The sequence below is a fragment of the Pseudomonas sp. 3296 genome (assembly GCF_031456615.1).
GTDB lineage: Bacteria > Pseudomonadota > Gammaproteobacteria > Pseudomonadales > Pseudomonadaceae > Aquipseudomonas > Aquipseudomonas mucoides.
Map to the genome: position 1 here is coordinate 30,557 of NZ_JAVDUY010000003.1, position 25,472 is coordinate 56,028.

The following is a 25,472-nucleotide window of genomic DNA, read 5'->3' on the forward strand; positions in this document are numbered from 1 at the left end:
TGTGGGAGCCGAGCTTGCTCGCGATGAGGCCATAACATCCAACACCTATGTTGACTGTTACGCCGCCATCGCGAGCAAGCTCGGCTCCCACAGTGGTTTTCCTCCAATGGTTTTTTGGGTACGGCGGCTATCCGCGGCGATCCAGCAGGTTCACCACCAGCCGATCCACCCAGCCCCAGATCCGTTGCTTGACCCGCTTCCACAATGGCCGGCGTTGCCATTCTTCGAGGCTCACTTCCTGGCTCTGCGCAAAGTCCCGTTCGAAACTCCCCGCCACTGCCAGCGTCAGCCCTGGGTCCAGTGCTTCAAGGTTGGCTTCCAGGTTGAAGCGCAAGTTCCAGTGATCGAAATTGCATGAGCCGATGCTCACCCAATCATCGATCAGGACCATTTTCAGGTGCAGGAAACACGGCTGGTACTCGAAGATTTTCACCCCGGCCTTGAGCAGTCGCGGATAGTAGCGATGCCCGGCATAACGCACCGACGGGTGATCGGTGCGCGGCCCGGTCAACAACAGGCGTACGTCAACACCCCGACCGGCGGCCCGGCGCAGTGAGCGGCGGACTTTCCAGGTCGGCAGGAAGTACGGCGTCGCCAGCCAGATGCGTTGCTGGCCGCTGTTCAGCGCGCGAACCAGCGATTGCAGAATGTCGCGGTGCTGGCGGGCGTCGGCATAGGCCACCCGGCCCATGCCTTCACCCATCGACGGCACTCGTGGCAGGCGCGGCAAGCCGAAATGCGAGGCCGGTTTCCAGGCCCGTCGATGGCGGTTGGCGATCCATTGGCGGTCGAACAACAATTGCCAGTCAATGACCAAAGGCCCGGTGATTTCCACCATGACTTCGTGCCATTCGCTGGTGTCTTCACCCGGCGTCCAGAACTCATCGGTGACGCCCGTGCCACCGACCACCGCCAGACTTTGATCGACCAGCAACAGCTTGCGGTGATCGCGGTAGAAGTTGCCGACCCAACGCCGCCAGCTCAGCCGATTGTAGAAACGCAGTTCGACCCCGGCCGCCGTCAGGCGCTGACGCAAGGTCAGGGTAAACGCCAGGCTGCCATAGTCATCGAACAGGCAGCGCACGCGCACACCGCGCTCGGCCGCCGACACCAGGGCTTGCACCATGGCCTCGGCGCAGGCGCCCGCCTCCACCAGATACAGCTCCAGCTCGACCTGTTCTTCGGCGCGGGCAATCGCGACCAACATGCGCGGAAAGAACTGCGGACCGTCGATCAGCAGCTCAAAGTGGTTGCCTTCACGCCAGGGAAAGATTGCGCCGGCCATGTCAGCGCGCCGTGAAAATCAGTACCGCACCCACCGGTACCGACAGACTGATGGCCGACAGATCGGCAACCTTGCGCAACGTTTCCAGCCCGGGAGCCAGATCAAAATCTTCGGCATTGATTACCAGCGGCTCCAGGGTTACCACTTGAAAGCGTCGGTCATCGAGGCGCGTCGCCAGCAATTCGGCGTTGTATTGATGTTGCTTGCCATGCAGGTTGACGGTCAGCGGCAAGCGCAACTCCAACTGCGCGCCGGGCGCGAGGTCGTTGATCGGGCGCAGATCAATCTGCGCGGTGATCAACGCTTCGGGAAAGGTCTGGATCTCGAACAGCTCCTTGCGCATGCGTTCATCGCGCAACGGGATGCCACTGTTCACCGAGTCCAACTCGACTTCCACCTCAGCCAGGCCAGTGGCGTCGACCTTGCCGTGCAGCACCAGAAAGCGCTGCACCTCGGAGAGGTTGGCGTTTTTGGTGCTGATGAACGACAGCCGCGAGGACTCGCCGTCCAGATACCAATCGGCGTGGGCCGGCAGCGTGGCAGCGGCCAACAGCAGGAACGCGAGGGTTTTAGAGAGGGAGCGGTTGAACATAGAGACTCATGTGCAGATAAACCTGCACGAACCTTAACCGCCCGGCAGCAAGATGCAAACCTGTAGTCGTTGGCGAAGGCTGTGTTCGGCGGCGAAGCCGTCCTGAAATCCTGCGAAGCGGGGCAACCTGAAGTACCGCGGCGCTTGGGTTTACGACGGCTTCGCCGCCGAACACAGCCTTCGGCAGCGGCTACAAAGGTTCGTGGGAGTCAGGGTTGCAGACGGCAACCTTGGCGTTCGCCGATCCACACAGCGCTGTTGCTACGGCCCATGCCACTGACCGTGACCCGTTTGCTGGCGGCATCATCGACAAAACTGCTGGTCGGCAGCCACTGCTTTACATAGCGGTGGCAATACCCGGTCTCGTTGTTCATCACATACCGGCACGAGCAATATTCCTTGGCGGTGTAGGCGCTGATGATGTCAGGGAACGCCCACAGCGCCACTCGCTCCTGCCAGATCCAGCCGAGCAACGCGACCAGCAATACCAGGAACAACGCTCTGAACGGTCTGTGTCGAAGAAAACTCATGGCTGCACCTTTTGAGCAAACGCCTTGAGCGCGAGTTTGAGCAATTCGTTGTGCTGGTAGCTCTCGTCGCGATCATCGCCATAGCGCACGATCACCAGGTTTTCGCTGGGAATAACGTACATCGCCTGCCCCCAATGACCCAGTGCGGCGAAGGTATCGGCCGGCGCATCGGGCCAGGGTTGTGCCGCCCCGTCCACTGCGCGATTGAGCCACCATTGACCGCCAGGCACGGCGTCATCCTGATGAGCGTGATAGCGGGCGAACGGTTCGCGATTGAAGGCGACCCAGTCTTTGGGCAGCAACTGACGCCCCTGCCAGCGCCCGTCCCGCGCCATCAACCAACCGATTCGTGCCAGGTCGCGAGCCGTGAGGTAGGCGTAAGAGGACGCGACAAAAGCGCCCGTGGCATCGGTTTCCCAAACGGCATGACGGATGCCCAAGGGCTCGAACAGTGCCGTCCATGGATAGTCTGGATAACGTGTCGGGCCGACGATATTCTTCAGCGCGGCGGCGAGCAAACTGCTGTCACCACTGGAGTAACGAAAGGCCTGACCGGGCTCGGCGTATTCGGGATGCTCGGCGGTGAACGCGGCCATGTCCTGATGACCACGGGTGTAGAGCATCGCCACCACCGAGGACTTCAACGGGGCGTATTCATAGTCTTCCTGCCAGTCCAGCCCCGAAGCCCAATGCAGCAGGTCGGCCATGGTCACGCCGGGGTGTTTTTTCATCGGTGGATAAAACGTCTGCGCCGGGTCCTGGAGTTTGAACAAGCCTTCGCCATAGGCCACACCCAGCACCGTGGCCATGAGGCTTTTGCTGATCGACCATGTCAGGTGTGGCGTGTCGGCGGTGGTCGGGCCAGCGTAGCGTTCGTAGATCAATTGACCGTCGCGGATCACCAGCAAGGCGTCGGTGCGCACGCCTTTTCGGGTGCTGTCGTCGCGGGGTGGGAAGGCGTAGGTTTCCAGGGCTTGAAGTGCTGGCCCGGTGATGACCGGGGCGGTTGACCATTGCTCGGCCGGCCAGTTGTCAGCGTGGGTCGGGAGGCTGAGCAGCAGCATGACAATGAGGGACAAGCCTTTGAACATGGCGTGGGCTCGGGAGGATTAACTTGCTGAGCCTAGTTGAGGTTGATGACAGTTTTTGGATTTGTGTTGCCCATACTGGCCTGCTCGCGATGGGGCCCTTCAATTCACGGCTAATGCCTTGGCCAACCGCTTACCTCTGGCCCCCGCCGCCAAATCCATCACCGCCTGATCCCGCTGCCACATCGCCGCCCAATGCCCCGGCCCATCGGCCAACGCCAGATCAATTTCAACCTTGAGCCCCTCGAACTGCGCAAACAACCCACCCAGCAACACATGCCCGGCCGCATTGTTCGGTGCCTGACGGCTGACTTCAGCGCACCCGGCCAGCAGCGCCAGTAACCGCAATTGCAACGCTTGCGGCCAGTCACTGTCCTGGCCAATGCCATATAACCAGGCCGTCATGGCGCTCAATACGTACACATCTTCAAGGGTGCGGAACGGTTTGACGTAGGCATCCCAGCCATCCCCCGCCAACAACTCGCACTGGGCATTGTCGAGAAACAAGCGGCCATGACTGATGTCCGGCATCAGCGGGATCGCCGGAAGTTTTTCCAGGCGCACACCGGGTTCATCGGGATAGACCACCGCCAGGCTCAGGCTTACAGGGTCGCCGGGCGCTTCACTGCGGGCAGCGATCAACAGCCATTCGGCGGCATCACCAGCGGTGACGAAATCCTTGCGTCCACTCAGGCGCAAATCGGTAAGGCGGGTTTGCATGTCCGCCGGTCGCAGGCTGCGCTGCTCGGTCGCACACAGCGCGCCGAGGCTCAGCGGCGCGCTCGGCCAGAGCATGCGCAACGCCGCCTGATACCCCACCAGAAACGCCAGCCCCGGCGTGGCCATCAAACGCCCGCCAGCCACTGCCAGTTCAAACGGCGTCACCGTGCCCAACTGGTGCAACAAGTTCACGAAACCTTCCGCCAGATCCGGGATGGCGGGCAGGCGTTCTTGGCGGTTCAACAGGTTTTGCCAGGGCATAAGAGGCTCCTCGTGGGCTGTCATATAAGCATCACCAAAGCTTAATGGCGATGACACCGGGGCTACATAGCCTGACCTTGCACAAAACGGCTGCATAAAGAAAGTCGATCCGCTGTAACCCAAGACGGGTGAGCAGCCCGCACGGAGAATCGCCATGACTCAGATCGCCCGCATCCGCGACACCGGCAACGACCGCCGCCTGCAAGCCGAACGCCTGATCGGCAGCCAAGCCTTGCAGGAAGCCCAGGCCTTGCGCTTCAACGTGTTCAGCGGCGAGTTCAACGCCAAGCTGAAGGGCGCTGAGCTGGGTCTGGACATGGATGACTATGATGTTCATTGCGCCCACATCGGCGTGCGTGACTTGAATACCGGACGCCTGGTGGCGACCACCCGTTTGCTCGACCACACGGCGGCCAGCAGCCTGGGCAAGTTTTACAGCGAAGAAGAATTCAGCCTGCACGGCCTCGTGCATCTCAAAGGCCCGATCCTGGAAATCGGCCGCACCTGCGTCGACCCGGCCTACCGCAACGGCGGCACCATCGCTGTGCTCTGGGGTGAACTGGCCGAAGTATTGAATCAGGGCGGCTACAGCTATTTGATGGGCTGCGCGAGCATCCCGATGCAGGACGGCGGCATCCAGGCCCACGCGATCATGCAGCGCCTGCGCGAACGCTACCTGTGCACCGAACACCTGCGCGCAGAGCCGAAAAAGCCGCTGCCGACGCTGGATATTCCTTCTAACGTGATCGCCGAAATGCCGCCGCTGCTCAAGGCCTACATGCGCCTCGGCGCGAAGATCTGCGGCGAGCCTTGCTGGGACGAAGATTTCCAGGTGGCCGACGTGTTCATCCTGCTCAAGCGCGACGAGCTCTGCCCGCGTTACGCCAAGCACTTCAAGGCGGCCATGTGATGAACCGGTTGCGGGTGTACGCGCGGATTGCGCGAGTGCTGGTGGTGGTCGCGCTGGGATTGAGCATGGCCAGCGTGTTCGGTCTGTTCGAGCGCATGGGCATCGCCCACTCGATGGTTCGCCGCCAACGCTGGTCGCGATTTTTCATGACGCGGTTGAGCAATGCCCTGCCCTTTCACGTGACTGTTCAGGGTGAATTGCCCAAGCAACCGATGCTCTGGGTCAGTAATCATGTGTCCTGGACTGACATCCCGCTGCTGGGCATGCTCACGCCGATGTCGTTCCTGTCCAAGGCCGAAGTGCGCACCTGGCCGGTGGCGGGTTGGTTGGCGGCCAAGGCTGGCAGTCTGTTTATTCGTCGTGGGTCGGGCGACAGTCAGCTGATCCGCAAACAAATGACCCGCCACCTGGAACAGGAGCATCCGCTGCTGATGTTCCCGGAAGGCACCACCACCGATGGCCGTTCGTTGCGCACCTTTCATGGTCGCTTGCTGTCGGCGGCGATTGATTCAGAGGTGCAGCTGCAACCGGTGGCGATTCGTTATTTGCGTGACGGTCAGCTCGACACCTTGGCACCGTTCATTGGCGACGATGATCTGCTGTCGCATTTGATGCGCTTGTTTGCCAATGACCGGGGGGATGTGGAGATTCACCTGCTCAAGCCGATTGCTTGCGAAGGTCGCGAACGTGCAGCGCTGGCGTTCGAAGCGCAGCAAGCGGTGCAGAAAGCGTTGTTTGGGGCGATTGCGGAGATGCAGGAAGCGCCGATGCGTCCGGCCATCGCTGCCTGACCCAACCTTTGATTCAACTGATAACCCTGTGGGAACGCCGCCCGGAGACAAGCTCGCTCCCACAGGGGGTCAGGGTGTTGGGTAGTGTTGGGCGAAGGTTTGAAGCTGCGGATAGAAAAGCCTGAAGTCTTCACTCAATGGTTCATACAACACCCGCAATTCCTGCATCGCCCCCGCCAGTTCCTCCGGCCGGGTCAACCGCCGAGAAATTCCCCGCAACACCTGTTCCAGCACCTCGAATTCCTGATACGACCCCAACCAGTCATTCGCCACCATGTGCGGCGCGATTCTCGCCAACCGTTCCGGCAACTGCGGCTCGGCGGCCAGCACCCGGTACACATCCGACGTGAACAGTTCCAGTGGTCGGTCGGCGTACAGCGTCCAGTCCCGTGCCAGGCAGTGGTCGAAAAACACGTCGAGCACGATCCCGGCGTAACGCCGGCGTGTCGTGGAAAACCGCGACAACGCAACATCCACCAGCGGATGGCGGTCGGTAAACACGTCGATGCTGCGGTGCAGCTGGATGGCCGCCTCGATCTCCGGCGCGTATTGCCCTTGCAGCCGTCCTTTGACGAAATCGCCATAGAGACTGCCGAGCCATTGGCCGGGACGCTGGCCACCGAGGTGAAGATGTGCGAGATAGTTCATAGGCGCAGCTTAGCACTGCGCCTTTGGATCTTTACATCCCGCGTATCGTTATAACTCGATATACCGAATTGTTAGCGGCTCAGAGCCAAATCATATTTGTATATCGCGAAATACCGATTTAAAGTTCGCTTCATCGCGATATAGCGTTTTAACCATCACGAGCTCACCCCCATGACCATTAATCTCGACGAAATAATAAAAGCCCTGGCACACCCAGTACGGCGAGAAATCCTGCACTGGCTCAAAGACCCTGCCGTCGAATTCCCGGACCAGTCCCACAGCAACGAGCACGGCGTTTGTGCCGGGCAGATCGATCAACGTTGCGGCTTGTCGCAGTCCACGGTGTCCGCGCACCTGGCGACGCTGCAACGCGCCGGCCTGATCAGCAGCCGCAAAGTCGGCCAGTGGCATTTTTTCAAACGTAATGAGGAAACCATCCAGGAATTCCTCAAGACCTTCAGTAAAGAGCTCTGACCCTTAACGTCAGTCAGCCGACAAGGAATCAACAATGCCCCTCTCGCTTCTCATACTGGCCTTGAGTGCCTTCGCCATCGGCACCACCGAGTTCGTCATCATGGGCCTGCTGCCCGATGTGGCGGCTGACCTCGGTGTGTCGATCCCCGGCGCTGGCTGGTTGGTGACCGGTTATGCCCTGGGCGTGGCCATCGGAGCGCCGTTCATGGCGCTGGCCACCGCCCGACTGCCGCGCAAGGCCGCATTGGTGGCGTTGATGGGGATCTTCATCGTCGGCAACTTGCTCTGCGCCCTCGCCAGTGACTACAACGTGTTGATGTTTGCACGCGTCGTCACGGCCCTCTGCCACGGTGCCTTCTTCGGTATCGGTTCGGTGGTGGCGGCAGGCCTGGTACCGGCCAACAAACGCGCTTCGGCCGTGGCCTTGATGTTCACCGGCCTGACCCTGGCCAACGTACTCGGCGTGCCATTGGGCACCGCGCTCGGCCAACAGGCCGGCTGGCGCTCGACCTTCTGGGCCGTGACCGTGATTGGTGTGATCGCCCTGATTGGCCTGATCCGCTTCCTGCCGGCCAAGCGTGATGAAGAAAAACTCGACATGCGTGCCGAACTGGCTGCGCTCAAGGGTGCCGGGATCTGGTTGTCCCTGAGCATGACTGCGCTGTTCGCGGCCTCGGTCTTCACCCTCTTCACTTACGTCGCGCCGCTGCTGGGCGAAGTCACCGGCGTCTCGCCACGTGGCGTGACCTGGACCCTGATGCTCATCGGCCTGGGCCTGACCGTCGGCAACATCATCGGCGGCAAACTGGCCGACAAAGGCATGGCCGCAACGCTGATCGGTGTGTTCATCAGCATGGCCGTGGTCTCCACCGTACTGACGTGGACCAGCGTCGCGCTGATCCCGACCGAAATCACCCTGTTCCTTTGGGCCACCGCGTGTTTTGCCGCCGTGCCGGCCCTGCAAGTGAACGTGGTGACCTTTGGCAAAGCGGCACCGAACCTGGTGTCGACCCTGAACATCGGCGCTTTCAACATTGGCAACGCCCTCGGTGCCTGGGTCGGCGGCAGCGTCATCGCCCACGGCTTCGGCCTGACCAGCGTGCCCCTGGCGGCTGCCGCACTGGCGGTACTCGCCCTGCTGGTGACCCTGATTACTTTCCGCCAGAGCGGCAATCCCGAACTGGCTCCAGCAACTCACTAAACCACTTGAACCTCACGAGGGTGCTTTCATGACGACTATTTTCGATCCGATCAAACTGGGCGACATCGAGTTGGCCAACCGCATCATCATGGCGCCGCTGACCCGCTGCCGCGCCGACGAAGGTCGCGTGCCAAACGCGCTGATGGCCGAGTACTACGTCCAGCGCGCTTCCGCCGGTCTGATTCTCAGCGAGGCCACCTCGGTCACGCCAATGGGTGTCGGCTACCCGGACACCCCGGGCATCTGGTCCAACGACCAGGTCCGTGGCTGGGCTAACGTGACCAAAGCGATCCATGGCGCGGGCGGCAAGATCTTCCTGCAACTGTGGCACGTCGGCCGGGTGTCCCATACCTCGTACCTGAACGGCGAAGCGCCGGTCGCACCGAGCGCCATCCAGCCAAAAGGTCATGTCAGCCTGGTTCGCCCATTGGCCGACTATCCAACGCCGCGTGCCCTGGAAACCGCTGAAATCGCCGACATCATCGACGCTTACCGCACCGGTGCCGAGAACGCCAAGGCTGCCGGGTTTGACGGCGTGGAAATCCACGGCGCCAACGGTTACCTGCTCGACCAGTTCCTGCAAAGCAGCACTAACCAGCGCACCGACAACTATGGCGGTTCCCTGGAAAACCGTGCGCGCCTGCTGCTGGAAGTGACCGACGCAGCCATCGAAGTCTGGGGCGCCGGCCGCGTGGGTGTGCACTTGGCACCGCGTGCTGACTCCCATGACATGGGCGACGACAACCTGGCCGAAACCTTCACCTACGTCGCTCGCGAACTGGGCAAGCGTGGCATCGCCTTCATCTGCTCCCGCGAGAAAGAAGCCGGCGACAGCCTCGGTCCACAACTGAAAGAAGCCTTCGGCGGCCCGTACATCGCCAACGAACGCTTCACCAAGGACAGCGCCAACGCCTGGCTGGCCAGCGGCAAGGCCGATGCGGTCGCCTTTGGTGTGCCGTTCATCGCCAACCCGGACTTGCCGGCCCGTTTGAAGGCCGATGCGCCGCTGAACGAAGCACGTCCAGAACTGTTCTACGCAAAAGGCCCGGTCGGCTATATCGACTACCCGACGCTGTAAGCATCAGTCACTGAAATGCACAAAGCCCCGACTCGTGAGAGCCGGGGCTTTTTGGTTTTTTACGTGGTGTGATCACAGACGTTCACAACCAAGACACAAAATTCCTACAAAATACGTAGCTCGCTACCTGTCATCCTGGCGAGCGTCCGTATATAAAAGCACCCTATGGCATCGGCACCCGCCTGGAAAGTTGACACTGGCGACGCCGATTACGCATTTTGTTTCATTTGCGCAGGCTTGGGCTCAAGCGCAGCATGTCCAGCCCGGTCTCGACCCAACGCTCGGCTTCTGCGTGCAATTGAAAGCTGTCGGGGGCCAGCAACCACTGGTAGAGCATGCCATCGATGTAAGCGTGCAGGCTGATGGCCGCGCGCGCCGTGTCGAGGTCTTCGGGCATTTGCCCCCGATTCACGGCATTACGCAAGGCCAGGCCGATGCGCACATTGCAATCAAGGCTGGCCGTCAGGCGCTGTTGGCGCAGATCGCACATTTCATCGGTGAATTCGCACTTATGAAACAGAATCTCATTAATGCGTCGGGTTTTCGGGTCCAGTGCAACTTGATGAAACAAATGAATCAGCAACTTGCGCATGCAGCCGAGCGGGTCGAGTTCCTCTTCGCTTTCGCTGGCCCTGGCCATCTCATCCAGAGGCTCATGCAAGGTATCCAGCATGGCCTGCACCAGATCGGCCTTGTTGCTGAAATGCCAGTAGATGGCACCGCGAGTCACGCCGGCCAGGGTAGCGATGTCCGCCAGTGTCGTGCGTGCCACGCCCCTTTCATAAAAGGCTTTCTCTGCCGCTTCGAGTATCTGGGCGCGGGTTTCTTGAGCTTCCTCTTTGGTGCGACGGACCATGGCAGTAAAACCTCAATCAGGATGCTTCAGTGATGTCTGAACATCAGCTGAATAAAAGTGGAGCGTTCGCTCTTGGGCGCCGTCCCCGTCTTAGAATTCAAACCTTCGAACGGCTTTTGTAGCGAAGTGGGTACGCAGCCAAGGTGTTTACAAACAACCATGAACGTAAGTATATTCCTTAGCAAGCTACTTATCCACTCAGCACCCTATTTTTACCCTTCCACCTTTCTAGTGCGCACCTTGCGCGCCTGACCCGAGGATTTTCATGCAATTCAAGCCAGCTGTTACCGCTCTGGTCACTGCCGTCGCCTTGGCATCGCTGCTCAGCGGATGCAAAAAGGAAGAAGCGGCTCCAGCCGCACCGCCTCCTCAGGTCGGCGTCGTTACCCTGCAACCGCAAACGTTTACGCTGACGTCCGACCTGCCGGGTCGTACCAGCGCGTACCGCATCGCCGAAGTGCGTCCTCAGGTGAACGGCATCATTCTCAAGCGCATGTTCAAGGAAGGCGGCGACGTCAAGATTGGCCAACAGCTCTATCAGATCGATTCGTCGGTGTATGACGCCACCCTGAAAAGTGCCGAAGCCAACCTGCAACAGACCAAGTCGATCTCCGACCGCTACAAGCAACTGGTCAACGAGCAAGCCGTCAGCCGTCAGGAATACGACACGGCCGTGGCCAACCGCCTGCAATCGGAAGCCGCCCTGCAAACCGCCCAGATCAATGTGCGCTACACCAAGGTCTACGCGCCGCTGACCGGTCGTATCGGTCGCTCGAACGTGACCGAAGGCGCGCTGGTCACCAGCGGCCAGGCCGATCCGATGGCAGTGATCCAGCAAATCGACCCGATCTACGTCGACGTGACGCAGTCCTCGGTGGAATTGCTGCAACTGCGCCGTGAACTGGAAAGCGGTCGCCTGCAAAAGGCTGGCGACAACGCGGCAACGGTCAAGCTGACTCTCGAAGACGGCAGCCAGTACAAGCTGGACGGCAAGCTCGAATTCTCCGAGGTCTCGGTTGATCAGACCACCGGTTCCGTGACCTTGCGCGCCGTGTTCCCGAACCCTGAACACACCCTGCTGCCGGGCATGTTCGTGCACGCCCAGTTGCAGTCCGGTGTGAACGCAGCAGCCATTCTGGCGCCGCAACAAGGCGTGACCCGTGACCTGAAAGGCACCCCGACGGCACTGGTCGTCGGTCCTGACAACAAGGTCGAACTGCGTCAGCTCAAGGCCAGCCGCACCGTCGGCAGCCAATGGCTGATCGAGGACGGCCTGAAGGCAGGCGATCGCCTGATCACCGAAGGGCTGCAATTCGTCAAACCTGGCATCGAAGTCAAAGCCAGTGAAGCGACCAACGTTGGCGTAAAGAACCCGGCCCCCGCACAGGCAGCTGATAAGGCTTCCAGCGGCAAAGGGGAGTAAACCATGTCGAAATTTTTTATCGACCGTCCGATTTTCGCCTGGGTAATTGCCCTGGTGATCATGCTGGTCGGGGCACTATCGATCCTCAAGCTGCCGATCAACCAATACCCGAGCATCGCGCCTCCGGCGATCGCCATCTCTGTGACCTACCCGGGTGCTTCGGCACAAACGGTACAGGACACCGTGGTGCAGGTGATCGAGCAACAGCTCAACGGCATCGACCACTTGCGTTATGTATCCTCGGAAAGTAACTCCGACGGCACCATGACCATCACCGCGACCTTCGAGCAAGGCACCAACTCCGACACCGCGCAGGTTCAAGTCCAGAACAAGCTGAACCTGGCCACCCCGCTGCTGCCGCAAGAAGTGCAGCAGCAAGGTATCCGCGTGACCAAGGCCGTGAAGAACTTCCTGTTGGTCATCGGCGTGGTCTCGCGTGACGGCAGCATGACCAAGGACGACTTGTCCAACTACATCGTGTCGAACATGCAGGACCCGATCTCGCGGACCGCCGGCGTCGGCGACTTCCAGGTGTTCGGTTCCCAGTACGCCATGCGTATCTGGCTCGACCCGGCCAAGTTGAACAACTACAACCTGACCCCGGTTGACGTCAAAACTGCCATCGCCGCGCAAAACGTACAGATCTCGTCCGGTCAACTCGGCGGTTTGCCGGCCCTGCCCGACACACAGCTGAACGCCACGATCATCGGCAAGACCCGTCTGCAGACCGCTGAGCAGTTCAACAAAATCCTGCTCAAGGTCAACAAGGACGGCTCTCAGGTTCGCTTGAAAGATGTCGCCGACGTGGGGCTGGGCGGTGAAAACTACAGCATCAACGCCCAGTTCAACGGCGCTCCGGCGTCCGGCCTGGCCGTGAAGCTGGCCACTGGCGCCAACGCTCTGGATACCGCCGCTGCGCTGCGCAAGACCATCGACGACCTCAAACCGTTCTTCCCGCAAGGGATGGAAGTGGTGTTCCCGTATGACACCACTCCAGTGGTGACCGAGTCGATCAAAGGGGTGGTTCACACCTTGGTCGAAGCCGTCGTGCTGGTGTTCCTGGTGATGTTCCTGTTCCTGCAAAACTTCCGCGCCACCATCATCACCACGATGACCGTGCCGGTGGTACTGCTGGGTACGTTCGGCATCCTCGCGGCCGCCGGTTTCAGCATCAACACCCTGACCATGTTCGGTATGGTCCTGGCCATCGGCTTGCTGGTGGACGACGCCATCGTCGTGGTGGAAAACGTCGAACGGGTCATGAGTGAAGAAGGCTTGTCACCCAAGGAGGCCACCAAGAAATCCATGGGGCAGATCCAGGGCGCACTGGTCGGTATCGCCATGGTGCTGTCGGCGGTTCTGCTGCCAATGGCGTTCTTCAGCGGCTCCACCGGCGTGATCTACAAACAGTTCTCGATCACCATCGTCTCGGCCATGGCCCTGTCGGTACTGGTTGCACTGATCTTCACGCCGGCGCTGTGCGCCACCATGCTCAAGGCCATTCCGAAGGGTGAGCACGGAACCCCCAAGCGTGGCTTCTTCGGCTGGTTCAACCGCAATTTCGACCGTGGCGTAAGAAGCTACGAGCGCGGCGTGGGCAGCATGCTCGCGCACAAGGCGCCGTACCTGTTGGCCTACCTCATCATCATTGTCGGCATGATCTGGCTGTTCACCCGTATTCCGACGGCGTTCCTGCCGGAAGAAGACCAGGGCGTACTGTTCGCCCAGGTGCAGACGCCGGCCGGTTCGACCTCCCAGCGTACCCAGGTGGTCGTGGACGAGATGCGTGAGTTCCTGCTGCGTCCGGGCAAGGATGGCGGTGAAGGCGATGCGGTGAACTCGGTGTTTACCGTGACCGGCTTCAACTTCGCCGGTCGTGGCCAGAGTTCGGGCATGGCGTTCATCATGCTTCGGCCATGGGACGAACGTAACGCCGACAACAACGTGTTCAAGGTGGCGGCCCGTGCCCAACAGCACTTCTTCACCTTCCGCGATGCCATGGTGTTTGCCTTTGCGCCACCGGCGGTACTGGAACTGGGTAACGCCACCGGTTTCGACGTGTTCCTTCAGGACCGCGCCGGTATCGGTCACGAAAAGCTGATGCAAGCACGCAACCAGTTCCTCGGCATGGCAGCGCAAAGCAAGATTCTGACTCAGGTCCGTCCGAACGGCCTGAACGACGAACCGCAATTCCAACTGGAAATCGACGACGAGAAGGCCAGTGCCCTGGGCGTGACCATCGCCGACATCAACAACACGTTGTCGATCGCGCTGGGCAGTAGCTACGTCAACGACTTCATCGACCGTGGTCGAGTGAAGAAGGTGTACGTGCAAGGCCAGCCTGGCTCGCGTATGAGCCCGGAAGACCTGAATAAATGGTATGTGCGCAACAGCGTCGGCACCATGGTTCCGTTCTCGGCGTTTGCCAAGGGTGAATGGATTTACGGCTCGCCGAAGCTGGCCCGTTACAACGGCGTGGAAGCGATGGAAATCCTCGGCTCCCCGGCGCCGGGCTACTCCACCGGTGAAGCCATGGCCGAAGTCGAAGCCCTTGCCGCGAAACTGCCGGCGGGTGTCGGTATTTCCTGGACCGGCCTGTCGTACGAGGAACGTTTGTCCGGCTCCCAGGCGCCAGCGCTGTATGCCCTGTCGCTGCTGATGGTGTTTCTGTGTCTGGCGGCGCTGTATGAAAGCTGGTCGATCCCGATTGCGGTGATGCTGGTGGTGCCACTGGGGATCATCGGTGCACTGATGGCGACCAGCCTGCGTGGCCTGTCCAACGACGTGTACTTCCAGGTGGGCCTGTTGACGACCATCGGCCTGGCGGCGAAAAACGCCATTCTGATTGTCGAATTTGCAAAGGAACTGCATGAACAAGGGCGTAGCTTGCGCGATGCGGCGATTGAAGCCTGCCGGATGCGTCTGCGACCGATCATCATGACCTCGCTGGCCTTCGTCCTGGGCGTGGTGCCCCTGGCGATTTCCACCGGTGCAGGTTCGGGCAGCCAGCATGCCATCGGCACCGGGGTGATTGGCGGTATGATCACCGCCACCGTTCTGGCGATCTTCTGGGTCCCACTGTTCTTCGTCACTGTGTCGTCCATCGGTCAGCGCAAAAAAGTCGACCAGGATGACGCCACTGAAACTCCTAAAGAGGCTGGCCAATGAGCAAGTCGCTACTCTCCCTAGCCGTTGCTGCGTTTGTGCTCGGTGGTTGCTCGCTGATACCTGATTATCAGCAGCCTGCGGCACCGGTGGCAGCCCAGTACCCGCAGGGCCCGGCCTATTCGCCGGCCCAGGCGCCAAGCCAGGCAGCTGCCGAACAAGGCTGGAAGCAGTTTTTCCATGACCCGGCCCTGCAACAGCTGATCCAGGTCGCGCTGGAAAACAACCGTGACCTGCGTGTTGCGGCGCTGAACATCGACGCCTTTGCGGCTCAGTACCGCATCCAGCGTGCCGACCTGTACCCGGCTGTGTCGGCCAATGGCACCGGCAGCCGTCAGCGCGTCCCGGCTGACGCGTCGCAGACTGGCCAGGCCGGCATCACCAGTTCCTACTCGGCCACAGTCGGTATCAGTGCTTACGAGCTCGATATGTTCGGTCGGGTTCGCAGCCTGAGCGAAGAAGCGCTGCAGAAATACTTCGCCACTGAAGAAGGTCGACGCAGCACGCAGATCAGCCTGGTGGCCAGCGTGGCCAACGCCTACCTGGCCTGGCAAGCCGACAAGGAACTGCTGAAAGTCACCCAGGACACCCTCGGCGCGTTCGAGGAGAGCTACAAGCTCACCGCGCGCAGTGCCGAAGTCGGCGTGGCGTCTGCGCTGGACCTCGCCCAGTCGCGCACGTCGGTGGAAACCGCCCGGGTGCAACTGGCGAAGTACACCCGCCAGGTCGCTCAGGATGAAAACAGCCTGGTGCTGCTGCTCGGCACCGGCATCCCGGCCAACCTGCAAGCCGCCAAACCGCTGTCTGACGATTTGCTGAGCGACGTGCCCGCCGGTCTGCCATCGGACTTGCTGCAACGTCGTCCGGACATCCTCCAGGCCGAATACAACCTCAAGGCTGCCAACGCCAACATCGGCGCGGCACGGGCTGCGTTCTTCCCGAGCATCAGCCTGACAGCCAATGCCGGCACCTTGAGCCCGGACTTGTCCGGTCTGTTCAAGGGCGGTTCGGGCACCTGGCTGTTCTCGCCGCAGATCAACCTGCCGATCTTCAACGCCGGCAGCCTGAGCGCCAGCCTGGATTACTCGAAAATCCAGAAAGACATCGGCGTGGCGAACTACGAGAAGTCCATTCAAACGGCCTTCCAGGAAGTCGCCGACGGCCTGGCCGCGCGCCAGACCTACACCCAGCAACTGCAGGCCCAGCGTGACAACGTCACCGCCAACCAGGAGTACTACCGCCTGGCCGAGCGTCGTTACCGCATCGGTGTCGACAGCAACCTGACCTTCCTCGATGCCCAACGCCAGCTGTTCAACGCTCAACAAGTGCTGATCACTGACCGTCTGGCGCAGTTGGTCAGCGCGGTCAACCTGTACAAGGCACTGGGGGGTGGCTGGAATCAGCAGACCGCCAAGGTCGAACCGCTGAAAGAAGAAGCGCCGAAGATGAAGATGTTCTGATAGCGCTGTGGAAACAGGAAGCCCACCTTTTGGTGGGCTTTTTGTTGGGGCCAGTGAACACCCCCTAAAATGTTGATCATCTATCGTTCGATAACCGCCCAAAACCCGCTTTTACCAATTGAACCATCCAGTCCACTCCCCGCACCATTCCTCGCACAAGACCAACAACATCAGGTTCACCCTCATGCCCCCGCGCCCTGCCCTGTCCGGCTGATTCCGCTCCATCTTTTCAATCGATCAAATTTTTGTCTGCAACCCAGGGTTGCGGCATCACCCCGCTTCACCCCCAACAATTAGAGAGACCCGAGCCCATGACGCCTTCCACCGCGCAGTATTTTTTCCCCGGCCTTCTGGCCATTGCAGTGGCCGGCACAGCCCTGCCCGCCCACGCCGAGGAAGCGGGTTTTGTCGACGGCGCCAAGGTCAACCTGAACCTGCGCAACTTCTACATCAACCGCAACTTCACCAACCCGACCAAGGCCCAGGGCAAGGCTGAAGAGTGGACGCAAAGCTTTATTCTCGACGCCAAATCCGGCTTCACCCAGGGCACTGTCGGTTTCGGTATGGATGTGTTGGGTTTGTATTCGGTGAAGCTCGACGGCGGCAAAGGCACCGGCGGTACGCAGTTGCTGCCGCTGGACCATGACGGGCGCCCGGCGGACAACTTCGGGCGCACCAACGTCGCGTTCAAGGCCAAGCTGTCCCAGACCGAAATCAAGGTCGGTGAATGGATGCCGGTGCTGCCCATCCTGCGTTCAGACGATGGTCGCTCCCTGCCGCAAACCTTCCGTGGCGGCCAGATCACCTCGAAGGAAATTGCTGGTCTGACGCTCTACGGCGGCCAGTTCCGCGCCAACAGTCCGCGCGACGATAGCAGCATGAGCGACATGTCGATGAACGGGAAACCGGCCTTCACCTCCGACCGCTTCAACTTCCAGGGCGGCGAATACGCCTTCAACGACAAGCGCACCCAGATTGGCCTGTGGAACGCCGAACTCAAGGACATCTACAGCCAGCAATTCGTCAACCTGATCCACAGCCAGCCACTGGGCGACTGGACCCTGGGCGCCAACCTCGGCTTTTTCTACGGCAAGGATGACGGCAGTGCCCGCGCTGGCGATCTCGACAACAAGACCTGGTCCGGCCTGTTCTCGGCCAAATACGGCGGCAACACTTTTTACGTCGGCCTGCAAAAACTCACTGGCGACAGCGCCTGGATGCGCGTCAATGGCACCAGCGGCGGCACCCTGGCCAACGACAGCTACAACGCCAGTTACGACAACGCGCAGGAAAAGTCCTGGCAGGTGCGCCACGATTACAACTTCGTCGCCCTCGGCATTCCGGGCCTGACCCTGATGAACCGCTACATCAGCGGCGACAACGTCCACACCGGCACCATCACCGACGGCAAGGAATGGGGCCGCGAATCGGAACTGGGCTACACCGTGCAAAGTGGCGTGTTAAAGGACTTCAACGTCAAATGGCGTAACTCGACTATCCGCCGCGACTTCAGCAATAACGAGTTCGACGAGAACCGTTTGATCGTCAGCTATCCGATCAGTTTGTTATAAAACTCGGCGCCGGCACGCTCACTCTGCAAATGCCGGCGCTAACCATTGGTCACTTGGTACTGGCGGTTTGCACAAGCGCAGATACAGTCAGGCTGTGCGTTTAAACTCTCCAGCCTGATGTAGGAGCCCCATTTTTTCTTCCGTTATCTCCGGATGCTGTACGCGAAGCTGCCATGACCACGGAGGTCAGGTATGAGCAAGCGAATAGTTATCGTCGGTGGCGGCGTAGGTGGAACCATGCTGGCCAATCAACTGGCCAGCAAGTTGTATCCAGAAATCCTGCGTGGCGAAGTCTCGATTGCATTACTGTCCAATTCCCCCGATCACTTCTACAAACCTGCGTTCATGTATGTGGCGTTCAATCAGTTCTTTGAAGAAGAACTCAAGCGCCCGGAACGTTCATTGTTGCGCCCGGAAATCAGCTTTCACATCGAGGAAGTCATACACTTCGATTTTCCCGGCCAAAGCCTGAAAACCCGCAGCGGCAAATGTTATGGCTATGACTTTATGGTCATCGCCACCGGTTGCGTACCCGCACCGGAGCGTATCGAAGGCTTGAAAGAAGCCGGCGACCACTTCTACCAATATCAACCCGCCCGGCAACTGGCAGAACGCCTGAGCACGATCAAGAAGGGCCGGATTTTCATCACAGTGTCCTTTCCGCACACACCCAACGTGCCGCATCAATGCGGCATTGCCCCGGTGGAAACCACGCTGATGCTCGATGATTTTCTGCGGCTTCGGGGTGTACGCGACCAGGTGGAAATCATCTACACCTACCCGACCACCGCTCAGCTGCTGCGCAACTGCCTGTTTCTGCAAAGGCCTACGGGAGAAATACTGCCCGGCATTTTCGAGCAGAAAAACATTCACTTCCAACGCGGCTTCACCCTCGACCGGGTCGATCCGGATCAGAAGATCGCCTACTCGGCAGAAGGCGACGCGCAACCGTTCGACATCCTGATGGCAACGCCACCGATCCGCGCCGTGGATGCAGTGCTGGAGTGCGGTGTTTCGCAAGCCCCGAATAACGAAGGCTGGCTGCCGACTAACCACGAAACCCTGCAGGTTTATGGCCTCGAAAACGTCTACGTGATTGGCGACACCGTCGACCTGCCGGTGAGCAAGGCCGGAGGCGCCTGCCACAACCAGGCGCCGGTGATCGCCAACAATATTACCGCGCAGATTCGCCTTGGCGCGCCCAACAGCGTCTATGACGGGCGTGTTCAGGCCGTCGCGCAAATGGGCCTCAATGCCGGCATGCCACTGGTGTACAACTATGCCCGTGACGTGTCGCCGACTCCGCCGACCAAACTTGGCGGCCTGCTCAGGCATGGCTTCAATCGTGGCCTGTATTGGGCGGTTGCCCGCGGAATGCTTTGACCCTGCACAGGGAGGAGTGAACGGTGATGAACTCATTGGATGAAACACTGGCGGTCGGTGCGACCGGAACGCCGGGGCTGAACGCCTTGATGGCCAAACTTCAGCCGTTGCTCGACGGCGGGCGGCTGGACAATATTGTCGATGCGCTGTCGCTGGTCTCGGACATGATCGACCTGCTGGACCCTGCAATGGTCGAAAAACTGGCGCAGCTGTTCGAAAACGCCACGGCGTCCACCTGGATGATTGGCAATGCCGTGCGCCTGGCCAAAGCCGAGGTCAGCGCCGCCGCCCCACCAGGCGCCTATGCGCTGATCAAAATGCTGAACGATCCGGACACACGCAAAGGCGTGGCGGTTGTCCTGAAATCCCTGAATGTCATCGGAAGGCAACTGTCATCGCCAGAGAGGATCACCTCATGAGCGTCAAACTCGAAACGGCAGGGAACGCCTGTACTCACTGGGACGCCAAGGCGTACCAGCAGTTTTCCCGCCTCAGGCAACGACCGGTCAACGAACTGCTCGACCGTGTCGACATCAAGAACCCCCGTCGCATCTACGACCTGGGCTGCGGCACAGGCATTGCAACACAGCTGCTGGCCAAGCGTTGGCCCCGCGCGCACTTGATGGGTATCGACAGTTCTGAGCAAATGCTTCAGGAGGCCAGAGCCTTGCCGATCAGGGCCCACTGGAAGCAGTGCGACCTGCAAAACTGGCAGCCCGAACAACCCGCCGATCTGCTGTTTGCCGCCGCCGTGCTGCATTTCATCGACGATCATCAACGGCTGTTGCCCCGATTGCTCACACACCTCGACCCGGGCGGTTGTCTGGCGGCGCACATGCCTGACTGGCGGGATGCGCCGTGGTATCAGCTGATGCTCGAAACCCTCGACGATGGCGGCCACAACGGTCAGCCGTTGGGCACACCGCAGTTGCGCGAAAGCATGGCCCGGCGGCCACTGTTGTCGCTGGAGGACTACTACCGTTTGCTGGCGCCGCTCTGTGCCACGCTGGATATCTGGGAAACCGAGCAGCTACAGGTGGTTGACGGCAAGTCGCCGATTTATGACTGGATCAAGGTGTCGGCGTTAAGGGAAGTGATGCAGGGGCTGAAGAAAGATGAACAGGCGCGGTTCATCTATCACTTCATGATGCGCGTGCATGCGCAATACCCGCGGGAGGAGGATGGGCACACGTTGTTTCCGTTCAAGCGGGTTTTCATTGTGGCTACTGTGTAAGCCATGGCATCGCTATCGCGAGCAGGCTCACTCCTACAGTTGACCGAGTTCCTCCCGGGAGAATGCAGTCTAATGTAGGAGCGAGCCTGCTCGCGAAGGCGTCAGTTCAGGCACCCTCAAAACCCGAGATTACTCCCGAGACTCAACCCCCAACTCATCCCAGACCGACTCCGCCAAATGGAACGTCGCATTCGCCGCCGGGATGCCGCAGTAGATCGCGCTCTGCATGATCACTTCCTTGATCTCGCCACGGGTCACGCCGTTGTTGGCGGCGGCGCGCAGGTGCAGTTTGAGCTCTTCGTTGCGGTTCATACCGATCAGCATGGAAATGGTGATCAGGCTGCGGGTGTGACGCGGCAGGCCCGGGCGGGTCCAGATATCACCCCAGGCGTGGCGGGTGATCATCTCCTGAAATTCCGAGTTGAACTCGGTCAGGGTGGTCAGGCTGCGGTCGACGTGAGCGTCGCCGAGTACTGCGCGACGGACTTTCATGCCCTCGTCGTAACGTTGTTTTTCGTCCACAACCATCCCCTTATTGAGCTGACAAAAACGCCAACACCCGCTCACTGAACGCGGCGCCGGCCTGGACGTTGGACAAGTGCGCGGCATGGAACTCAGCGTATTCGGCGCCCTGCACGTGCTCTTGAATGAAGTGCCCGCCGGACGGCGGCGTCACCGCGTCTTCGGTGCCGGCGATCACCAGCAACGGCACCTTGATCGACGGCAACTGATCACGGAAATCGGCATCACGCACCGCCGCGCAATTGGCTGCATAGCCTTGCGGCGACGTGGCGGCCAGCATGTCGGTGATTCGCTTCGCGGCAGACGGATTGGCGGCGGAAAAGTCCGGGGTAAACCAACGTGCAATCGACGCATCGCGCAGCGCGACCATCGCGGCCGGACCGTCACGCAGCACGGTTTCAATGCGTGGATTCCAGATCGACGGATCGCCGATTTTCGCCGCGGTGTTGCACACCACCAGTTTGTTCAATCGATCACCGGCGTTGATCCCCAGCCATTGGCCGATCAAACCGCCCATGGACAAACCGCAGAAATGCGCACGCTCAATGTGCAAGGCATCCAGCAGTGCCAACACGTCGCGACCCAGTTGCTCGATGCTGTACGGCCCCGGCGTCACCAGCGATTGACCGTGGCCACGGGTGTCGAAACGCAGCACCCGGAAATGTTCGGTGAACGCGGAAACCTGTGCGTCCCACATGTGCAGGTCGGTGCCCAGCGAGTTGGACAGCACCAGTACCGGCGCATCTTTAGGTCCATCCAGTTGGTAGTGCAGTTCGCCCTCGGCGAGTTGTACGAAAGCCACAGCAATCTCCTTCAGGCAGTCAACGCAGAATGTTCAGCCACCGCCCGCTCGACCCAGGTATGGGCCTGGCCAAGGTAATGGGCAGGGTCCAGCAAATGATCGAGTTCAGCCGCCGAAAGCTCGGCGGTCACTTGCGGTTCGTCGCCGAGAACCGCGCGCAGATGCCGCCGTTCAGCCACCGCACGTTTGCAGCAGTGTTCCAACAGATGATGCGCGGTGTCGCGGCCAACCCGTTGGGCGAGGACGATGCTCACCGCTTCAGCCAGCACCAGGCCTTGGGTCAAATCGAGGTTTTGGGCCATGCGAGCCGCATCCACCTCCAGCCCCTGCGCCACCAGCAAGGCTTGCTTGAGGCTGCCGGACACCAGGCAGCAAATCTCCGGCAGGGTTTCCCACTCGGCATGCCACAGACCGAGGCTGCGTTCGTGTTCCTGCGGCATGGCGCTGAACAGCGTCGAGAGCAAACCGGGAACGCGAGTCGCCGCACCGATCAGCACCGCAGCGCCGACCGGGTTGCGCTTGTGCGGCATGGTCGAGGAACCGCCCTTGCCCGGTGCCGACGGTTCGAACACCTCGCCCGCCTCGGTTTGCATCAACAGACTGATATCACGACCGAGTTTGCCGAGGCTGCCGGCGATCAATCCCAGCACCGAGCCAAACTCCACCAGACGATCACGTTGAGTGTGCCAAGGCTGATCCGGCAAGGTCAGTTGCAGCTCGCCGGCCAATGCTTCGGCAATCGGCATTGCCTGATCGCCCAATGCGGCCAGTGTTCCGGAGGCGCCACCGAATTGCAGCACCAGCAAACGTGGCTTGAGTTCTTGCAAGCGCTGGCGGCTGCGGGTGACCGCGCCCAGCCAACCGGCGATCTTCATGCCGAGGGTGACCGGCGTCGCGTGCTGCAACCAGGTGCGTCCGGCCAGCGGCGTGGCGACATAACGCTTGGCTTGAGTGGCGAGAACATCGCCCAGTTGCGCGAGATCGATTTCGATCAAGGCCAGTGCCTGACGCAGTTGCAGCACCAGACCAGTGTCCATCACATCCTGACTGGTCGCGCCCAAATGCACATAGCGCTCGGCGTCGGCATCACTGGCCGCGATCTGCTTGCCCAACGCCTTGACCAAGGGAATCGCGGAATTGCCCGCCGTGGCAATCGCCTCGCCGAGGGCAACGAAGTCGTAATGCCCGGCCTGACACGCCGCTTCAATCGAAGCGACAGCGGTTTGCGGAATCAGCCCGACACGCGCCTCGGCCCGGGCCAGTGCCGCTTCGAAGTCGAGCATGGCCTGCACGCGACCCTGATCGCAGAACACTTCACGCATTTCACGGGCAGTGAAATAGGCATCGAACAATTGATTGCCCGGTCGATCGTTCATAAACAGTCCTTGATGGCGCGGGCCTGTCAGACCCGCGCGGAAAGATCAGAGGTCGTGGTGCAAATACTTTGCCTGCTTGGGCAGGCGCAAACTGAACAGGAACGCCACCGCCATCATCACCGTGACGTACCAGTAGAAGGAGTTTTCCATGCCCACGGCTTTGAGGCTCAGGGCCACGTATTCCGCCGAACCACCGAAGATCGCATTGGCCACTGCGTAGGCAAGGCCAACGCCGAGGGCGCGCACTTCCGGCGGGAACATCTCGGCTTTCACCAGGCCACTGATCGAGGTGTAGAAACTCACGATCGCCAGCGCCACGGTAATCAGCACAAAGGCCAGGAACGGACTGCTGACACTTTTCAGGCTCAACAGAATCGGCACGGTGCACAAGGTCCCCAGGGCGCCGAACCAGAGCATCGAATTACGCCGGCCGATCTTGTCGGCGAGCATGCCGAAGAACGGCTGCATGCACATGTAAAGGAACAGCGCGCCGGTCATGATGTAGCTGGCGGTCTTGGCCTGCATGCCGGCGGTGTTCACCAGGTACTTCTGCATGTATGTAGTGAAGGTGTAGAAAATCAGCGAGCCCCCGGCGGTATAACCGAGCACGGTAATGAACGCGGCTTTATGGTCGCGAAACAGTGCGGCGATACTGCCCGCGTCCTTGTTTTCCCGCATTTCCTTGCTGCTGGTTTCTTTCAGCGAACGGCGCAGGAACAGTGAAATCAGCGCGGCTGCCGCACCGACCACAAACGGAATCCGCCAGCCGTAAGCACGCAGCTCATCTTCACTGAGGAACTGTTGCAGGATTACCACCAGCGACACCGCCAGCAGTTGTCCGCCAATCAGCGTCACATACTGGAACGAAGCGAAAAAGCCGCGCTGGCCCTTGAGCGCGACTTCGCTCATGTAGGTGGCGGTGGTACCGTACTCGCCGCCCACCGACAACCCTTGAATCAAACGTGCGAACAGCAACAGCACCGGCGCCCAGACGCCGATGTCCTTGTAGGTCGGCAGGAAAGCGATCAGCAACGAACCGAAGCACATCATCAGAATCGAGATCATCATCGAGTTCTTGCGCCCGTGCTTGTCCGCCACCCGGCCGAAAATCCAGCCGCCGATGGGGCGCATCAGGAACCCGGCGGCGAACACGCCGGCGGTGTTGACCAACTGCACCGTGGGGTTGTCGGAGGGGAAAAAGGCCGGGGCAAAATAGATCGCGCAAAAGGCGTAGACGTAGAAGTCGAACCATTCCACGAGGTTGCCGGACGAGGCGCCGACAATGGCGAAGATGCGCTTGCTGCGCTCTTCGCCGGTGTAGTGTTCTGTTGAAGCAGCGGTCGTTGTCATTGTTTTTCACTCAATGGGGACAGTGAGAGTCTAGACATACTTCGCAACAGTCCTGTTCCCAAGTTGGCAATACTGTCCCCTGTAGGAGTGAGCTTGCTCGCGATAGCGGTGTATCAGTGCCATCAATGCTGAATGACACTACGCCATCGCGAGCAGGCTCACTCCTACAGGGATTGCGGTGTTCTTAATAGTCGAAGAACACCGTCTCGGCTTCAGTGCCTTGCAAGATCACATTCCACTGGTACACACCGGACGCATCCTGCTTGGCCAGCAATGTGCTGCGACGCTCGGCCGGTACACACTCCAGCAATGGATCCGACACGTTCGCCGGCTCACCCTCAAAGTAAATCCGCGTCAGCAAGTGCTTCACCAACCCGCGCGCAAACACCAGCACCACCAGGTGCGGCGCCTGGGTCGAGCCTTTCAGGCCTTCGACCGTTCCCGGTTTGATGGTGGTGAATCGAAAGCGCCCTTCGGCATCCACCGGCACCCGGCCAAAGCCTTCGAAGTTCGGGTCCAGCGGTTTGTCCTGATCGTCTTCCGGATGGTCGTACTTGCCGGCCGCATTGGCCTGCCAGACTTCCAGCATCGCGTCGTTGACGACATCGCCGTTGCCATCGATGACTTGCCCGGTGATCGCCACGCGTTGGCCCAGGGTTTGTTCGACGGTCAGGTTTTCGCGGTTCAGCCAGGTCAGGCCGATGTGGTAATACGGCCCGACGGTATGGGACGTGGTCGCGTTCAGCGTCATC

General features: G+C 60.3%; 24 protein-coding genes. 12 read left to right on the top strand and 12 right to left on the bottom strand.

Going from position 1 to position 25,472, the window contains the following annotated elements:
* Window positions 1–127 precede the first annotated feature (127 nt).
* From J2X66_RS08400 to J2X66_RS08420, 5 genes are all read right to left on the bottom strand, one after another.
* The gene (locus J2X66_RS08400; protein WP_027925589.1) at window positions 128–1,285 is read right to left on the bottom strand and encodes a phosphatidylserine/phosphatidylglycerophosphate/cardiolipin synthase family protein; all 1,158 of its coding nucleotides are present in this window, start codon (window positions 1,283–1,285) and stop codon (window positions 128–130) included.
* A gap of 1 nt (window position 1,286) precedes the next feature.
* Complete coding sequence (locus J2X66_RS08405) at window positions 1,287–1,877, bottom strand: YceI family protein (RefSeq protein ID WP_310263139.1); 591 nt, start codon at window positions 1,875–1,877, stop codon at window positions 1,287–1,289.
* A gap of 209 nt (window positions 1,878–2,086) precedes the next feature.
* Window positions 2,087–2,407, bottom strand: coding sequence for an amidase (locus J2X66_RS08410; protein WP_310263141.1), 321 nt, complete (start codon window positions 2,405–2,407; stop codon window positions 2,087–2,089).
* A complete protein-coding gene (locus tag J2X66_RS08415) occupies window positions 2,404–3,498 on the bottom strand; it encodes a serine hydrolase (protein ID WP_310263143.1) in 1,095 nt (364 codons plus the stop codon). Before J2X66_RS08415 ends, J2X66_RS08410 begins: the two co-directional genes overlap by 4 nt.
* 99 nt (window positions 3,499–3,597) lie before the next feature.
* The gene (locus J2X66_RS08420) at window positions 3,598–4,476 is read right to left on the bottom strand and encodes an acyl-CoA dehydrogenase (protein ID WP_310263145.1); all 879 of its coding nucleotides are present in this window, start codon (window positions 4,474–4,476) and stop codon (window positions 3,598–3,600) included.
* Between the two features lie 154 nt (window positions 4,477–4,630).
* Between J2X66_RS08420 and olsB the strand changes: the two genes are divergently transcribed.
* On the top strand, window positions 4,631–5,386 hold the full coding sequence (gene olsB, locus J2X66_RS08425) for an L-ornithine N(alpha)-acyltransferase (RefSeq protein ID WP_046029403.1): 756 nt from the start codon (window positions 4,631–4,633) through the stop codon (window positions 5,384–5,386).
* Window positions 5,386–6,177, top strand: coding sequence for a lysophospholipid acyltransferase family protein (locus tag J2X66_RS08430; RefSeq protein ID WP_310263148.1), 792 nt, complete (start codon window positions 5,386–5,388; stop codon window positions 6,175–6,177). Before olsB ends, J2X66_RS08430 begins: the two co-directional genes overlap by 1 nt.
* Before the next feature lie 69 nt (window positions 6,178–6,246).
* Here J2X66_RS08430 and J2X66_RS08435 read toward each other — a convergent pair whose 3' ends face one another.
* The gene (locus J2X66_RS08435; RefSeq protein ID WP_310263150.1) at window positions 6,247–6,825 is read right to left on the bottom strand and encodes an ACP phosphodiesterase; all 579 of its coding nucleotides are present in this window, start codon (window positions 6,823–6,825) and stop codon (window positions 6,247–6,249) included.
* A gap of 171 nt (window positions 6,826–6,996) precedes the next feature.
* On the opposite strand from J2X66_RS08435, the gene J2X66_RS08440 reads away from it, so the two are divergent.
* The 3 genes from J2X66_RS08440 to J2X66_RS08450 are packed head-to-tail and all read left to right on the top strand — an operon-like array spanning window position 6,997 to window position 9,578.
* Window positions 6,997–7,299 carry a metalloregulator ArsR/SmtB family transcription factor gene (locus J2X66_RS08440; protein WP_310263152.1) on the top strand — a complete coding sequence of 101 codons (303 nt, stop codon included), beginning with the start codon at window positions 6,997–6,999 and terminating at the stop codon, window positions 7,297–7,299.
* A gap of 34 nt (window positions 7,300–7,333) precedes the next feature.
* A complete protein-coding gene (locus tag J2X66_RS08445) occupies window positions 7,334–8,500 on the top strand; it encodes an MFS transporter (protein WP_310263154.1) in 1,167 nt (388 codons plus the stop codon).
* Window positions 8,501–8,528: 28 nt separating this feature from the next.
* The gene (locus J2X66_RS08450) at window positions 8,529–9,578 is read left to right on the top strand and encodes an alkene reductase (RefSeq protein WP_310263156.1); all 1,050 of its coding nucleotides are present in this window, start codon (window positions 8,529–8,531) and stop codon (window positions 9,576–9,578) included.
* A 223-nt stretch (window positions 9,579–9,801) separates the two neighbouring features.
* Here J2X66_RS08450 and emhR read toward each other — a convergent pair whose 3' ends face one another.
* Complete coding sequence (gene emhR / locus J2X66_RS08455) at window positions 9,802–10,434, bottom strand: efflux system transcriptional repressor EmhR (protein ID WP_310263158.1); 633 nt, start codon at window positions 10,432–10,434, stop codon at window positions 9,802–9,804.
* A 265-nt stretch (window positions 10,435–10,699) separates the two neighbouring features.
* Here emhR and emhA point away from each other — a divergent pair, with 265 nt between their 5' ends.
* The 7 genes from emhA (at window position 10,700) to J2X66_RS08490 (ending at window position 20,670) form a co-directional block, all read left to right on the top strand.
* The gene (emhA, locus tag J2X66_RS08460) at window positions 10,700–11,857 is read left to right on the top strand and encodes an efflux RND transporter periplasmic adaptor subunit EmhA (RefSeq protein WP_027925600.1); all 1,158 of its coding nucleotides are present in this window, start codon (window positions 10,700–10,702) and stop codon (window positions 11,855–11,857) included.
* A gap of 3 nt (window positions 11,858–11,860) precedes the next feature.
* On the top strand, window positions 11,861–15,025 hold the full coding sequence (gene emhB, locus J2X66_RS08465) for an efflux RND transporter permease subunit EmhB (RefSeq protein ID WP_310263161.1): 3,165 nt from the start codon (window positions 11,861–11,863) through the stop codon (window positions 15,023–15,025).
* Window positions 15,022–16,482, top strand: a complete 1,461-nt coding sequence (gene emhC, locus J2X66_RS08470; protein ID WP_310263162.1) for an efflux RND transporter outer membrane subunit EmhC — start codon at window positions 15,022–15,024, stop codon at window positions 16,480–16,482. The genes emhB and emhC overlap by 4 nt, the downstream gene beginning before the upstream one ends.
* Window positions 16,483–16,793: 311 nt before the next feature.
* The gene (locus tag J2X66_RS08475; protein ID WP_310263163.1) at window positions 16,794–18,053 is read left to right on the top strand and encodes an OprD family porin; all 1,260 of its coding nucleotides are present in this window, start codon (window positions 16,794–16,796) and stop codon (window positions 18,051–18,053) included.
* Between the two features lie 192 nt (window positions 18,054–18,245).
* Complete coding sequence (locus J2X66_RS08480; protein WP_310263165.1) at window positions 18,246–19,436, top strand: FAD/NAD(P)-binding oxidoreductase; 1,191 nt, start codon at window positions 18,246–18,248, stop codon at window positions 19,434–19,436.
* Between the two features lie 26 nt (window positions 19,437–19,462).
* Entirely contained in the window at window positions 19,463–19,855 is a 393-nt protein-coding gene (locus J2X66_RS08485; RefSeq protein WP_027925605.1) for a DUF1641 domain-containing protein, read from the top strand.
* Window positions 19,852–20,670 (top strand): methyltransferase domain-containing protein, encoded by an 819-nt coding sequence (locus J2X66_RS08490; protein WP_310263167.1) that lies wholly within the window; start codon window positions 19,852–19,854, stop codon window positions 20,668–20,670. The genes J2X66_RS08485 and J2X66_RS08490 overlap by 4 nt, the downstream gene beginning before the upstream one ends.
* A 129-nt stretch (window positions 20,671–20,799) precedes the next feature.
* Here the strand turns inward: J2X66_RS08490 and pcaC are convergent, their stop codons facing one another.
* From pcaC to pcaG, 5 genes are all read right to left on the bottom strand, one after another.
* Window positions 20,800–21,192: a 4-carboxymuconolactone decarboxylase gene (pcaC, locus tag J2X66_RS08495; RefSeq protein WP_140666156.1), complete on the bottom strand. Its 393-nt coding sequence runs from the start codon at window positions 21,190–21,192 to the stop codon at window positions 20,800–20,802.
* A 10-nt stretch (window positions 21,193–21,202) separates the two neighbouring features.
* Window positions 21,203–21,994: a 3-oxoadipate enol-lactonase gene (gene pcaD / locus J2X66_RS08500; protein WP_310263170.1), complete on the bottom strand. Its 792-nt coding sequence runs from the start codon at window positions 21,992–21,994 to the stop codon at window positions 21,203–21,205.
* Window positions 21,995–22,005: 11 nt separating this feature from the next.
* Complete coding sequence (locus J2X66_RS08505; RefSeq protein WP_310263172.1) at window positions 22,006–23,370, bottom strand: 3-carboxy-cis,cis-muconate cycloisomerase; 1,365 nt, start codon at window positions 23,368–23,370, stop codon at window positions 22,006–22,008.
* Window positions 23,371–23,415: 45 nt separating this feature from the next.
* Window positions 23,416–24,720, bottom strand: a complete 1,305-nt coding sequence (locus J2X66_RS08510; protein ID WP_310263174.1) for an MFS family transporter — start codon at window positions 24,718–24,720, stop codon at window positions 23,416–23,418.
* Window positions 24,721–24,904: 184 nt separating this feature from the next.
* Window positions 24,905–25,471 (bottom strand): protocatechuate 3,4-dioxygenase subunit alpha, encoded by a 567-nt coding sequence (gene pcaG, locus J2X66_RS08515; RefSeq protein WP_310263176.1) that lies wholly within the window; start codon window positions 25,469–25,471, stop codon window positions 24,905–24,907.
* Between the last annotated feature and the right edge of the window lies 1 nt (window position 25,472).